This is a genomic window from Cupriavidus sp. H19C3, assembly GCF_049393815.1.
Lineage (GTDB): Bacteria > Pseudomonadota > Gammaproteobacteria > Burkholderiales > Burkholderiaceae > Cupriavidus.
In genome coordinates, this window is sequence record NZ_CP184986.1 from 1 (window position 1) to 12,937 (window position 12,937).

General features: G+C 63.0%; 9 protein-coding genes and 2 rRNA genes. 4 read left to right on the forward strand and 7 right to left on the reverse strand.

What is annotated here, in order from left to right; genetic code table 11:
• Positions 1-2,374 (forward strand): 23S ribosomal RNA (locus tag DFLDMN_RS19560).
• Between the two features lie 149 nt (positions 2,375-2,523).
• Positions 2,524-2,637: ribosomal RNA gene (gene rrf / locus DFLDMN_RS19565) — 5S ribosomal RNA — on the forward strand.
• A 119-nt stretch (positions 2,638-2,756) separates the two neighbouring features.
• Here rrf and DFLDMN_RS19570 read toward each other — a convergent pair.
• Positions 2,757-3,467, reverse strand: a complete 711-nt coding sequence (locus tag DFLDMN_RS19570; protein ID WP_423199535.1) for a GntR family transcriptional regulator — start codon at positions 3,465-3,467, stop codon at positions 2,757-2,759.
• 167 nt (positions 3,468-3,634) lie between these two features.
• On the opposite strand from DFLDMN_RS19570, the gene DFLDMN_RS19575 reads away from it, so the two are divergent.
• Entirely contained in the window at positions 3,635-4,438 is an 804-nt protein-coding gene (locus tag DFLDMN_RS19575) for a maleate cis-trans isomerase family protein (protein WP_423199536.1), read from the forward strand.
• Positions 4,439-4,465: 27 nt separating this feature from the next.
• Positions 4,466-5,437 carry a Bug family tripartite tricarboxylate transporter substrate binding protein gene (locus tag DFLDMN_RS19580; RefSeq protein WP_423199537.1) on the forward strand — a complete coding sequence of 324 codons (972 nt, stop codon included), beginning with the start codon at positions 4,466-4,468 and terminating at the stop codon, positions 5,435-5,437.
• Positions 5,438-5,468: 31 nt separating this feature from the next.
• On the opposite strand, the gene DFLDMN_RS19585 is transcribed toward DFLDMN_RS19580, so the two are convergent.
• The 6 genes from DFLDMN_RS19585 to DFLDMN_RS19610 form a co-directional block, all read right to left on the reverse strand.
• The gene (locus tag DFLDMN_RS19585) at positions 5,469-6,665 is read right to left on the reverse strand and encodes an aromatic ring-hydroxylating oxygenase subunit alpha (RefSeq protein ID WP_423199538.1); all 1,197 of its coding nucleotides are present in this window, start codon (positions 6,663-6,665) and stop codon (positions 5,469-5,471) included.
• A gap of 126 nt (positions 6,666-6,791) precedes the next feature.
• The gene (locus DFLDMN_RS19590; protein ID WP_423199539.1) at positions 6,792-7,625 is read right to left on the reverse strand and encodes a siderophore ferric iron reductase; all 834 of its coding nucleotides are present in this window, start codon (positions 7,623-7,625) and stop codon (positions 6,792-6,794) included.
• A gap of 20 nt (positions 7,626-7,645) precedes the next feature.
• Positions 7,646-9,568 (reverse strand): IucA/IucC family protein, encoded by a 1,923-nt coding sequence (locus DFLDMN_RS19595; RefSeq protein ID WP_423199540.1) that lies wholly within the window; start codon positions 9,566-9,568, stop codon positions 7,646-7,648.
• Positions 9,552-10,202 carry a GNAT family N-acetyltransferase gene (locus tag DFLDMN_RS19600; RefSeq protein ID WP_423199541.1) on the reverse strand — a complete coding sequence of 217 codons (651 nt, stop codon included), beginning with the start codon at positions 10,200-10,202 and terminating at the stop codon, positions 9,552-9,554. The genes DFLDMN_RS19595 and DFLDMN_RS19600 overlap by 17 nt, the downstream gene beginning before the upstream one ends.
• The gene (locus tag DFLDMN_RS19605) at positions 10,192-11,409 is read right to left on the reverse strand and encodes an MFS transporter (RefSeq protein ID WP_423199542.1); all 1,218 of its coding nucleotides are present in this window, start codon (positions 11,407-11,409) and stop codon (positions 10,192-10,194) included. Before DFLDMN_RS19605 ends, DFLDMN_RS19600 begins: the two co-directional genes overlap by 11 nt.
• Before the next feature lie 3 nt (positions 11,410-11,412).
• Entirely contained in the window at positions 11,413-12,819 is a 1,407-nt protein-coding gene (locus DFLDMN_RS19610) for a lysine N(6)-hydroxylase/L-ornithine N(5)-oxygenase family protein (protein ID WP_423199543.1), read from the reverse strand.
• Between the last annotated feature and the right edge of the window lie 118 nt (positions 12,820-12,937).

The following is a 12,937-nucleotide window of genomic DNA, read 5'->3' on the forward strand; positions in this document are numbered from 1 at the left end:
TCCTGAAACCGCATGCATACAAACAGTCGGAGCCCTTTCGGGGGTGACGGCGTACCTTTTGTATAATGGGTCAGCGACTTACATTCAGTGGCAAGCTTAACCGATTAGGGAAGGCGTAGCGAAAGCGAGTCCGAACAGGGCGTTGAGTCGCTGGGTGTAGACCCGAAACCAGATGATCTATCCATGGCCAGGTTGAAGGTGCGGTAACACGTACTGGAGGACCGAACCCACTAGTGTTGAAAAACTAGGGGATGAGCTGTGGATAGGGGTGAAAGGCTAAACAAATCTGGAAATAGCTGGTTCTCTCCGAAAACTATTTAGGTAGTGCCTCGTGTCTCACCTTCGGGGGTAGAGCACTGTCATGGTTGGGGGGTCTATTGCTGATTACCCCGCCATAGCAAACTCCGAATACCGAAGAGTGCAATCACGGGAGACAGACATCGGGTGCTAACGTCCGGTGTCAAGAGGGAAACAACCCAGACCGCCAGCTAAGGTCCCCAAGATTGGCTAAGTGGGAAACGAAGTGGGAAGGCTAAAACAGTCAGGAGGTTGGCTTAGAAGCAGCCACCCTTTAAAGAAAGCGTAATAGCTCACTGATCGAGTCGTCCTGCGCGGAAGATGTAACGGGGCTAAGCCAGTCACCGAAGCTGCGGACGCAAGCAATTGCGTGGTAGGAGAGCGTTCTGTAAGCCTGTGAAGGTGTCTTGTAAAGGATGCTGGAGGTATCAGAAGTGCGAATGCTGACATGAGTAGCGATAAAGGGGGTGAAAGGCCCCCTCGCCGTAAGCCCAAGGTTTCCTACGCAACGTTCATCGGCGTAGGGTGAGTCGGCCCCTAAGGCGAGGCAGAGATGCGTAGCTGATGGGAAGCAGGTTAATATTCCTGCACCGTCGTATGATGCGATGGGGGGACGGATCGCGGAAGGTTGTCCGGGTGTTGGAAGTCCCGGTCCCTGCATTGGAGAAGGCGCTCAGGCAAATCCGGGCGCGGAATTCAAGGATGTGGGGCGAGCGGCTTTATGCTGCGAAGCAATCGGAAGTGGTTCCAAGAAAAGCCTCTAAGCTTCAGTCATACGAGACCGTACCGCAAACCGACACAGGTGGGCGAGATGAGTATTCTAAGGCGCTTGAGAGAACTCGGGAGAAGGAACTCGGCAAATTGGTACCGTAACTTCGGGATAAGGTACGCCCTGGTAGCTTGACTGGCCTGCGCCAGAAGGGTGAAGGGGTTGCAATAAAATGGTGGCTGCGACTGTTTAATAAAAACACAGCACTCTGCAAACACGAAAGTGGACGTATAGGGTGTGACGCCTGCCCGGTGCCGGAAGATTAAATGATGGGGTGCAAGCTCTTGATTGAAGTCCCGGTAAACGGCGGCCGTAACTATAACGGTCCTAAGGTAGCGAAATTCCTTGTCGGGTAAGTTCCGACCTGCACGAATGGCGTAACGATGGCCACACTGTCTCCTCCCGAGACTCAGCGAAGTTGAAGTGTTTGTGATGATGCAATCTCCCCGCGGCTAGACGGAAAGACCCCATGAACCTTTACTGTAGCTTTGCATTGGACTTTGAACCGGTCTGTGTAGGATAGGTGGGAGGCTTTGAAGCGAGGACGCTAGTTCTCGTGGAGCCGTCCTTGAAATACCACCCTGGTTTGTTTGAGGTTCTAACCTTGGCCCGTGAATCCGGGTCGGGGACAGTGCATGGTAGGCAGTTTGACTGGGGCGGTCTCCTCCCAAAGTGTAACGGAGGAGTTCGAAGGTACGCTTGGTACGGTCGGACATCGTACCTAAAGTGCAATGGCAAAAGCGTGCTTAACTGCGAGACCGACAAGTCGAGCAGGTGCGAAAGCAGGACATAGTGATCCGGTGGTTCTGAATGGAAGGGCCATCGCTCAACGGATAAAAGGTACTCTGGGGATAACAGGCTGATACCGCCCAAGAGTTCATATCGACGGCGGTGTTTGGCACCTCGATGTCGGCTCATCTCATCCTGGGGCTGTAGCCGGTCCCAAGGGTATGGCTGTTCGCCATTTAAAGAGGTACGTGAGCTGGGTTTAAAACGTCGTGAGACAGTTTGGTCCCTATCTGCCGTGGGCGTTGGAATCTTGACGGGGGCTGCTCCTAGTACGAGAGGACCGGAGTGGACGTACCGCTGGTGTACCTGTTGTCTCGCCAGAGGCATCGCAGGGTAGCTATGTACGGAAGAGATAACCGCTGAAAGCATCTAAGCGGGAAACTCGCCTGAAGATGAGGATTCCCTGGAGGCTTGACCTCCTTGAAGGGTCGTTCGAGACCAGGACGTTGATAGGCTGGGTGTGGAAGCGCAGTAATGCGTTAAGCTAACCAGTACTAATTGCCCGTAAGGCTTGATCCTATAACTGGTGTGTCTTGCCCAGTGACGAGTTCAGCTGTGCCGCCTTGGCCAGTACAAGCACAACCCCAATACACAAGCAGTACCCAACCTTTACTACACCCCGATTCGCCGCGCTGACCGCATTCGCGTCAGCCCGGCAACCCCTCATGCCTGGTGACCATAGCGAGTTGGAACCACCCCTTCCCATCCCGAACAGGACCGTGAAACAACTCCGCGCCGATGATAGTGCGGACTACCCGTGTGAAAGTAGGTCATCGCCAGGCTCTTATCCCCAGAACCCCCCAGCTTTACCGCTGGGGGGGTTTTGTTTTTTACGGCAACGATCACGCCGCAGCGCGCGCTTCCGCCCGCCACAGCCTTCCGAGTCGATCTCAATTCGATCTCAAGCCGCCACTTCTGTCCGTCGACGTCCTTTGGGCGGCGGCGTCTGAGCCTGCTCGGCGCGCATCGCGCTGAGAATGGCCTCGCTCTTGTGCATCAGATGCGTCTTCAGGATGCTCGACATTGCCGCGGCATCGCGCCGCTGCAGCGCGTTGAGCATGCCTTCATGCTCGGCCATCGCGCGCGACCAGATTTCCTCCGTCATTGGCGAGGCAAAACGGATGCGCCGGATGCGCGCATTCAACTGCGCGTATTGTGCCTGCAACACCGGATTACACGTCGCCATCACGATGGCTTCGTGGATCTGGCGATTAGCCTCGTAATAGCGCGCCAGGTCACGCGCGCGAAATGCCGCGCGCATGCCTTCGTGCGTGGCTTCCAGCGCCGCCAGTGCGGCCGGCTCGATGCGCTGGCACGCCTGTTCGCCCGCCAGCGCTTCCAGTGCGCCGGCTACTGCGAACAGGCCGTCCACTTCTTCCAGGGTCAATACGTGCACGCGCGCGCCGCGGTTCGGCAGCAGTTCGACGTGCCCCTCCGCCGCCAACACCTTAAGGGCCTCGCGCAGCGGCGTCCTTGACACACCGAAACGTTCGCATAGCTCCGCCTCCGGCACTTTGGCGCCGGGAGGCACTTCGCCGCGAATAAAGACCTCGCGCAGATTCTCGAGGAGGGAGTTATGGACGAATTCTTTGCTCATGCGGCGATTATGCATGCATTCCTGCGATATTTCAGCGTCTTTCTTGCGATTCTTCCTAGTGTTTACCCGTTTTGTGAATGCAAAAGCTTGACCCTGCGGCATCCACCCACCTACAGTGACATGCATTCACTTTGTCGTTTCACGGTGAATTTTTCGGCCAAAAAATTGGAGATGTCGCAAAAATGAATGCATTTCAGCAGGGTATCCATGAGATCGACGGTTCCACCCATGACGACCAGCGCTACGTCAATGCGCTCGGGCCGCGCGGCGTGATCGGCATCATGACGCCGGGTCCGAACGTCAACGTCGAGAACGAGATGATGGATATGCGGCCCCGTGGCGTGATCAATGCGGTGGATCGCTACTACGTGCCCAACCAGAAGATCGCGCAGAACGAGGACTGGTCCATCATCATGCGCAACGTGGCGGCCAACCTGGACGACTCGGTCCGCCGCCTGCGCGAGGCGTTGATCGACCATCTGGTACTGGGCATGTCCTCGCAGAGCTATATGGGCGGCGAGCGCGGCAGCTTTGCGTTGCTCGAGCATCTGGAAAAGCTCTCGGGCCTGCCGGTGACGATGGGTGCGCAGTCCGCCGAGCAGGCCTTGAAGCTGTGCGGCGCGAAGAAGATTGCGTTGCTGACGCCGTACTACCCGGTGATCGAACAGAACGCGATCGATTACTTCACGGCGCGCGGATTCGAGGTGGTACACGTGGAGGGGCTCAAGTGCAAAAGCATCATCCACGTGGCATCGCAGACCTATGAAGCGCTTGCCGCGGCGACGCTCCGTTGCGAGGCCGCCAGGCCCGACGCGATCCTGCAGCTCGGTACCAACCTTGCATACGCCAGGGTCGCCAACGATGCGGAGAAGTGGCTGGGCAAGCCGGTGTTTGCCTCGGGCCCGGTGATCTACTGGTCGGCGCTGCGCAAGATGGGCATCAAGGATCAGATCGCCGGTTTTGGCAGCCTGATGTCGCATCATTGACGACTGGCCGGCACGAGGAGACAGGACATGACACGCATCCAACAAATCGTGCTGGCAGCCGCCTTCGGGCTGCTGACCGGTGCGACGCAGGCGCAGGACGCCTATCCCGCCAAGCCGATTACGTTGCTGGTGGGCTTTGCACCGAGCGGCGGCACCGACATCATCGCGCGGCAGCTCGGGCAGAAGCTTGGCGAGCGGCTGAAGCAACCGGTGGTGATTGAGAATCGCGCCGGCGCCAGCGGCACCATTGCGGCGGGCGCCGTGGCACGCGCCAAACCGGACGGCTACACGCTCCTGGTGGGACACGTAAGCTCCAACGCGATGGTGCCGGCCATTACGCCGCGACTGGCGTACGATCCGCAGAAGGACTTCACGCCGATCGTATTGATCGGTACGGTGCCGCAGGTGGTGGTGGTGCCGGCCAGTTCGCCCGCGAAGACGCTTGCCGAATTTATCGCGCTATGCCGGCAGAAGCAGGGCGCCATCAACTACGCCTCGTCGGGAGTGGGTACCCAGCAGCATTTCGCCGCGGAGCTGTTCGAGTCGGCGACCGGTGTCACCATGACGCACGTGCCCTACAAGGGCAGCGGCGCGGCATTGACCGATCTGCTGAGCGGGATGGTCGACGTGAACTTCGACACCGTGCCGACCGTCCTCCAGTACATTCGCAGCGGCCGCCTGCGCGCGCTGGCGGTGACCACCCCCACGCGTATTGCCTCGCTGCCGGATGTTCCCACGGTCGCGGAGGCAGGCGTGCCCGGCTATGCCATCAGCGCGTGGTACATGCTGATGGGGCCGGCCCACTTGCCGGACCACGTACGCGATACGCTCAACCAGGCCGTCAACGAGTCGCTGAAGTCGCCGGACCTGCGCGAGAAGCTTGGCGCGCTGAGCACGGAGCTCGGTGGCGGCACTGCGGCTGCGGCACGCGACTACCTGAAATCGGAAGTGGTGCGCTGGCAGCGGGTCGCGGCGGAAAAGAAGATCGTGGCCGAGTAGATCGCGTCGCACCGCGCCGCACCGCGCCGAGTCAGCGCGGACCCGTTGCGGCGCCGCCCTGATGGCTGGTGGGCTGGCTCATCATGGTGCGATACCAGCCGTGGAAATGCCGCATGCCGTCTTCCAGCGGCGACTGGTACGGGCCCGTATCGGACTCGCCGCGCCGGTATAGCGCGCGGCGGCCCGCGTCGACGCGTTCCGCGATCTCGTCGTCCTCCACGGCGGTCTCCATGTACGCGGCGCGATGGGCCTCCACGAGTTCGCGGTCGAACGCGGCCAGTTCTTCCGGGTAGTAGAACTCGATCACGTTCATGGTCTCATGCACGCCCTTGGGATAGACCGTCGACAGCACGAGCGCATACGGAAAGACCTCGATCATGTGCGTCGGGTAGTAGGTGGCCCAGATCGCGCCGAAGGCCGGCACCTTTCCACCGTTGTGCGCGAGCAGCCGGTCGTGCCAGGCGCGATAGGTGTCGGTCCCGGCGATTTCCAGCGTCGGATGGACATCGATGCGCTGCACGCTGTACCAGTCGCCGTACTCCCAGTCGAGCCCGTCGCTATGCACGTAGCGGCCCAGACCGGGGTGGAACGGGCCGATGTGATAGTCGTCGTTGTAGATTTCGACGAACGTCTTCCAGTTGCAGTCGCAACGGTGCATCTCGACATGGTCGAGCACGTAGTCGCCGAACTCGAACTCGGGACGGTCGAACAGGCCGCGCAGGTCCTGCAGCGGATCGCGCGGCCCCTCGAACAGAAAGCCGCCGCCAGCATGGTGCAGCGGAAAGCGCCGCAGGTTGCGGCAGGGTGGCTGCGCGAACTGTGGCGCACCGACCAGTTGTCCACCGTTGTCATAGGTCCAGCCGTGCAGCGGGCACACGATATTGCCGCCACGCTGCCGCAGGTTGCCGCTGCACGCGCCGCCGCGCGCGGCGGAGGGCACCGCACTGACGCCGAAGTCGCCAAGCATGAGCGCCTGCCGGTGACGGCAGACGTTGGAGATCAGCTCCACACCATTCGCGTTGCGCACCAGCACGCGGGCGTTGTCTTCGTGCCCGAGCGCGCGCCAGTCGCCGGGGTCCGGCACCATTTTCTCGTGTCCGACATAGACGGAGCTTTGCGCAAAGATGCGTTCCTGCTCCAATGCAAATACCTCTTCGTCGCAATAGCTGGCCACCGGTAACTGGAGCTGCTCGGCTTCGAAATGGGACGACAGACTCAGGTCAGACATGAATTTCTCCTTACGGGGGGCGAGCGCCGCCGCGCATGCGGCGCATACGAGAAAAAATCCGGGACTGCTGTGGAAAGCCGGCCCGGTCCCTTGTGGCCAGGGTTGGCCGGCGGCATGCGGGCGGAGCTACGGCCCGCCGCGGCACGCGAGGCGCGCCATGCGTTCGGCAAGCGGGCGACGCGGGCACGTATCGCACGGCTCCGCGCCGGCACGCCGGTAATGCAGGCAACAGACCCGGGGCGCCACGGCCAGCCGCGCCGCGCCGTCCGTATCGCGATAGGGCAGGAAGCCGCTCTCGCCGCCGAGGCCAAGCGCGTGGAGCCAATGGTCGGCGGTTACATGCATGACGGCTTCGTCCCAGTCGGCGCGCTGCCGCTGCACGGCCGTCAAGGCGCCGAGCACGCAATCGGCGAGCAGACGGCCGGCGGACTTCAACGGCAGTGGACCGATCGCGCGCCACTGCGCGAACAGCTGGCGCCAGCCGTTGGCGAGCTGCGCCGCCGTGCGCGCCAGGCCATCGGGTTCGGCCGCCATGGCTGGCACATGCGTGCCCACGCGAAAGCCACGGATGGCGCCCTGCTCCACGTGTTGCGATACGTGCGACAGGTCAGCGCTACAGCGGCACAGATGCACGGCAATCACGCCGAGGTAGACCGGCTGCCAGACGTGCAGCCCCCAGCTGCGCAGTGCCCAGTAATGGGCACCGGCTTCCGGGTGCTGCGCGGACAGGTGACGATACATCGGCGCAATGTCCATCGCGCCGGCCTCGCTCCACGCCGGCGCCGCGGCGCCGCCGGGCACGACGGTCCCGTCGAGGCCCGGCACCGCGCGCGAGGCTGCCGCGATCCATGCCGCGAGGCGATCGTGCCGGTCATGCACCCGCGGGTCCCGATCGCGTGTGCGCCGCGCGTGCCTGTCCGGATCGGTCATGTCCAGGTCGTGCATATCCAGAGCGTGCATATCCCGGTCGTGCATGCCGGTCAGGCCGCGGTGGAGCGCCCGCGTCCGGCCACCGGATTCGGCAGCGAGCCCGCCATGGTCAGGCTCGATGCCGGATCCGCAAGATTGACCATCTGCAGGTTGTTCTTGAGCTGCAGGCGATTCAGGCACGAATGCAGGAAGTCCGGCTTGAAGAAATCGTGCCGCGCGAACTTGCCCTTGAGCTCGGGATGGGCGGCCTGGTAGTCGTGCGCGGTATCGGCGACGATCTGCCAGAAGGTGTCCTCGCTGCAGGTACCGCTGTCGACGAGAATCTGGCTCATATGGCGGAACACGCCGTCGAATACGTCGATAAAGATCCCGAGCAGCTTGTAGTCTTCCGGAATGTCGACGGCGAGCCGCTGAATGCCTTCCGGCAGAACCGCATCCTTGTTCAGAATGGCGGACTCTTCGGCAATGTCCTTCATGAACACGCGCGTGACGCGATGGTCTTCCAGCACCAGGATCAGGTTTTCGCAGTGCGGCATGAAGACGAGGTCGTGCGCGTAGAAGCAATGCATCAGCGGCTCCAGGTAGGCGCGCAGATAGCCGCGCAGCCAGGCATGCGCGTCGAGTCCCGAGCGGCGGATCAGCTCGGGCAGAAAGGCGTTGCCATCGGGATCGATATGGAGCAGCGCGGCCATGGTCATGAGCCGCTCGCCCGGGCGCAGCCGCGTAAGCGGGCTTTCGCGCCAGAGCGCCGACAGCATCTTCTTGTAGGGGCTGTCGGTATCGAGCGCCGCTTCGTAGTAGCGGTTGCGATAGCCCACCGATGCCACCTCGCGCAGAATGCTGAAGCCATAGCCGCGCAGGGTATGGTCGCGCTCGATCAGGTCATGCAGGTAGGCGTTGATCGCCGGCGTGCCAGCCATGTAGTACGGGGACAGCCCGCGCATGAAGCCCATGTTGAGCACCGATAGCGATGTCTTGACGTAGCACTTCTCGGGATGCGACGCGTTGAAGTAGGTCCGCACCGACTGCTGCGCGGTGTACAGGTCGTCGCTGTAGCCCAGCGGCACGATCTTGCGGTTGGCCACATCGGCGGCGAACGCGATGCTGAGTTTATTGAACCACTGCCAGGGGTGCGCCGGCATGAACAGGTAGTCGGCGGGATCGACCTCGCGTGCAACCAGCGTCTGGTGGAACGCCGCGAGCCGTGCGCCGCCGATCTCGCGTGCCATCAGCGTGTGGTAGTCGAAGTCGGGAATGCTGGCGAAATGCGCATGATCGCGATGGACCGCGAGCCAGATCAGCGCGAAGCGCGAGCCGGTTTCCGGCGCGTAGGCACGATAGTCGCCGGCGTCGAAGCCGAGCCTGCCGTTGTTGGCGACAAAACCCGGATGTCCTTCGATCATCGCCGCCTCGTAGGTCTGGAAGTCGGCATCGACAAGTGCGGCCGCGCTGGCGGGAATGCGGCTGTCATCGCGGCCGTGTTCGCCGTTGTGCGCCCGGTTGTGCGCCCGGTTGTGCTTGTACGCCGCGCCGAACAGCGTGCTGCTGATTTCGTCGAGGTAGATCGGCAGCTTGTCGGCCGGAATGCCGAGCGTGTGCTTGAAATCGTTGACGAAGGTGAGGGCGTCGAGCGGCCGGGGAACGCCTTCGATGGTGCGCTCGATGGTGGCGGGATCGATGCGCCAGTGGCGCAGTGCCATCGGCTGCGCGCGGAAGCGGTACTGGCAGCCGGCCGTGTCCGCATCGAGGCGGTACTGCTGCCAGCCGTCGGCCAGCGGCTTGCCGATGGCCTGGGGCACGATCACCACTTCATGCGCATACTCGGCGATGGCCTTGCGCACGAGCAGGCGGTTGACCTTGGCCCAGACCGTCGGGTCGAGATGATCGACCACATGATGGGGCTGAAGGTGCGGCTGAAGGTGGGGCAGAGGTGCAAGCTGCGCCTGCAAGGAAGCATCAAGCGGGGCATTCATGGGTGACTTCTCCTGAAAGGGATCGGGCGAACCCGGCACGGGTGCAGAAGGCGAGCCAGGCGGTCTTGTGTGGCAACCGGATCTGGCGGTCATAGACAAAGCCCACGGCGCGGTTCAGGACATGAACCTTGTCGTTGCGGGCATCGGGTTCCACCACTACGCGCCGGGCGCCCAGCGTGTAGAACGTGAACGCCATGACGTGGCGGATCACGTCGCGCGTGAAATGGCGGACGGGTGGATCGGGCGGCCCGACGAAGAAATGCATGCCGATATCGGTGGCGCACACCGGGTAGTGCGTGCCGACCGGTTCCTGCGTGGGGTCGTAGCATTCGACGACAAACGCGGGGCGGCCATCGCACAGGCCCAGGTAGGCGCCACCGTGTCCGGCCGCGAGCAGATCGGCATAGAACTGCCGTGTCTGGTCGAGCGAGAGATGCTGCATGTTCCAGAAGCGCGCATAGTCCATGGTGAACCAGCGATGCAGCGTGGCGATGTCGTCGGTGTGACCGGCGCTGGTGGCGCGGTCGTCCAGCGACAGTGCGCGGATCGACAGGCGCGGGTTCAGCGCCGCCCTCACGGCGGCCGGCATCGCCTCGCGCGCGCCGCTGTCGAGGTGCCAACGTTCAACTGGCATGGCTGGCTCCGGCAGGATTGGCGGCGAGCGCGGCGGCGGGCTGCGCGTGGCGACGGTCGACGCCGAAGGTCCAGCGGTCGACCAGCGCGGTCAGCAGCAGGCCGGCGGCGGCGATGGCGAAGGTCACCTCGATGTCGAAGCGGCTCACCACCAGCCCGGCACCGAACGATGACAACAGCACCCCGAGGTTCTGGAACCCGTTGGCGATGCTGAAGTCGCGTGCATATGCGTCGGGCGTGCTCACCTTGAACAGCGTGACTTCCAGCTTGACGATCACCTGGAACAGCGACCAGCCGTACAGGCAGCGGCCAAGCAGGATCAACGTGGCCGAAGGCGCTGCCTGCAGCAGCAGGCCGATGGCGCCGAGCAGCAGGTTGGCGAGCGTGTGGTCGAGACGCCGGCCGTCGCCGGCGCGATGGTTGGCGAGCAAGGCGACGAGCGCGACCACACCGGGAATCGCGAACACGAGTCCGGTCAGCATCTGGCTGCGCATGCCGGTGATGTGTTCCCAATACACGGAGAAGAACGGCCGCACCAGGTAGGCGCTGAAGTCGAACAGGAGCATCAGCAGGCTCAGCCTGAACACCAGCGACAGCGTGCGGCGCCGCGCGGCCGCGGCCGGTGCCGCCGCGGCGGCATCGGTGCCGAGCACGCGCACCACCTTGCCGCTCGCGATCAGGTACAGGCACAGGCCCATCTGGATGAAGTCGCCGGCGGCCATCATCCACAGGCAGGTGCGCGGTCCGAAGTGCTGGAGCGCGAGCCCGCCCGCCATGGCGCCGAAGATGCCGCCGATATGCACCACCACCGACAGCAGGCCGATGGTCGCGCTGTGCGTGTCCGCCCGCTCGAGCCGCATCAGGTACGGGAACATCAGCAGGTAGCTGCTCTTGGTCATGAACATCAGCATGGTCAGCACCCAGAAGCCGGCCACGGTGTCGGCCCAGGCGCTGGCCGCGCCGAGCAGCCCCGCGATGCATTGCGTGTACACCACCAGGTGCATGGTCTCCACGCGCCGCGCCACCCGTGCCCAGCACGGCAGCGTGCACATCACCGCGATCGAGATCGCGGCGATATACGCGCCGACATGCACGGGACTGGTGACGCCATAGCGGACCTCGAAAAACTGCGGGTAGAACGCGATCAGAATCGCGTCGCTGATCACACCGAAGGCGGACATGATCACGATGGTCAGGCGCAGGCTCATCGTCTATCCAGCCATCGAGGTCAGCGTGGCGTGTGCCGGCACCGGTTGCGGCGCGCGGGCGGCGGGGTCGGGAAGTCCGGCCTCGCCGATACGGACGAAGCCGCTGTCCGCGCGCGGCGCGAAGTCCTGAAACGTGGTGCGCGCTTCGGCGCGGTAGTGGTCCACGCCGGTGAGTGCGTGCAGCAACCGGGCGTTGCGATGGCATACCAGCCCGAGGTCCGGATTGGTGATGCCGTGGCTGTGAAAGCCGGCGTTCTGCACGAACACTTCCTGTCCGCCGAGATCGACCGAATAGTTGCGTGCCTGCTGATAGCGGCCGTGTGCGTCCCAGCGGATGCGGTCGCGAATGCCGCGCACGAAGGGCGGCACGCGATGCGTATAGCCGGTGGCCAGCACCACGCCGTCGGCGAGGTGGCGATACTGCTCGCCCAGGTCGGTATGGCGAAAGGTGAGGGCGAACTGGCGGCCGCCGTCATCCGGCGCCAGCGAGGTGAGTGCGAGATTGGGCAGCAACTGCGTGCGTACGCCGGGGCGATGGCGCTTTTCGTCGAGGCGATCGTAGATGCGGTCGATCAGGTTCTTGTTGATGCCGGCATGGATGGGACGCTGGCTGTCTAGCGCGCGCGCCTTGGCCGACTCGCTCAGGCCGAAGAAATGCTCGCCGTAGGCCGGCAGCAGCAGCTCGAGCGTGAGCTTGGCGGTCTCCATCTGGAAGAAGCGCGGCGAGCGCGTGACCCAGTTCAGGGTATAGCCGTAGGTGTCGCAATCCTGCAGCAGGTCGTAGTAGACCTCGGCACCGCTTTGACCGCTGCCGACCACGGTGATCACGCGTTGCTGTTGCAGCCACGACTTGTTGGCCAGATAGGCCGACGTGTGGACGAGACCGCGCTGATCGGTGTTCACGCCATCGCAGCACGCGGGCAGCGATGGCACGCTGCCGATGCCGATCACGAGACGGCGCGCGCGATGCCGGAACGGCGTGCCCGTGTGCGTGTCGACGCCGCTCACCACGTAGCCGGGCAGGGTGGCGTCATAGTGGATGTCGAGCACGTCCTGGCGATAGCGCACGTTGCGCAACTGTGCGGCCGCCCACTTGCAGTAGCGGTCGTATTCCTGGCGCGTCAGGTAAAAATTCTCGCGCACGAAGTACGTGTAGATGCGACCCTGCTGCTTGCAGTAGTTGAGGTAGCTGAAGCGGCTGGTCGGATCCGCCATCGAGACCAGGTCGGCGAGAAACGGGTTCTGCAGCGTGGTGCCATCGACCAGCATGCCCGTATGCCAGCCGAAGGCCTCCTTCTTTTCGAGAAACAGGCTGCGCACGCCGGGCAGGGGCTCTGCGAGGCAGGCCAGGCTCAGATTGAACGGGCCGAGGCCGATGCCGATAAAGTCATAAGGATCTTCATTGATCATGTTTAGCTCGGGTGGTTCCTGGAGGTGCCGTCCCATACGTGCGAATGCGAGGCATTCGCAGCGGGCGACATTGAGCAAGACGTTTGAGACACCGTGAGCATTTAGTCGCGCTGCCAAT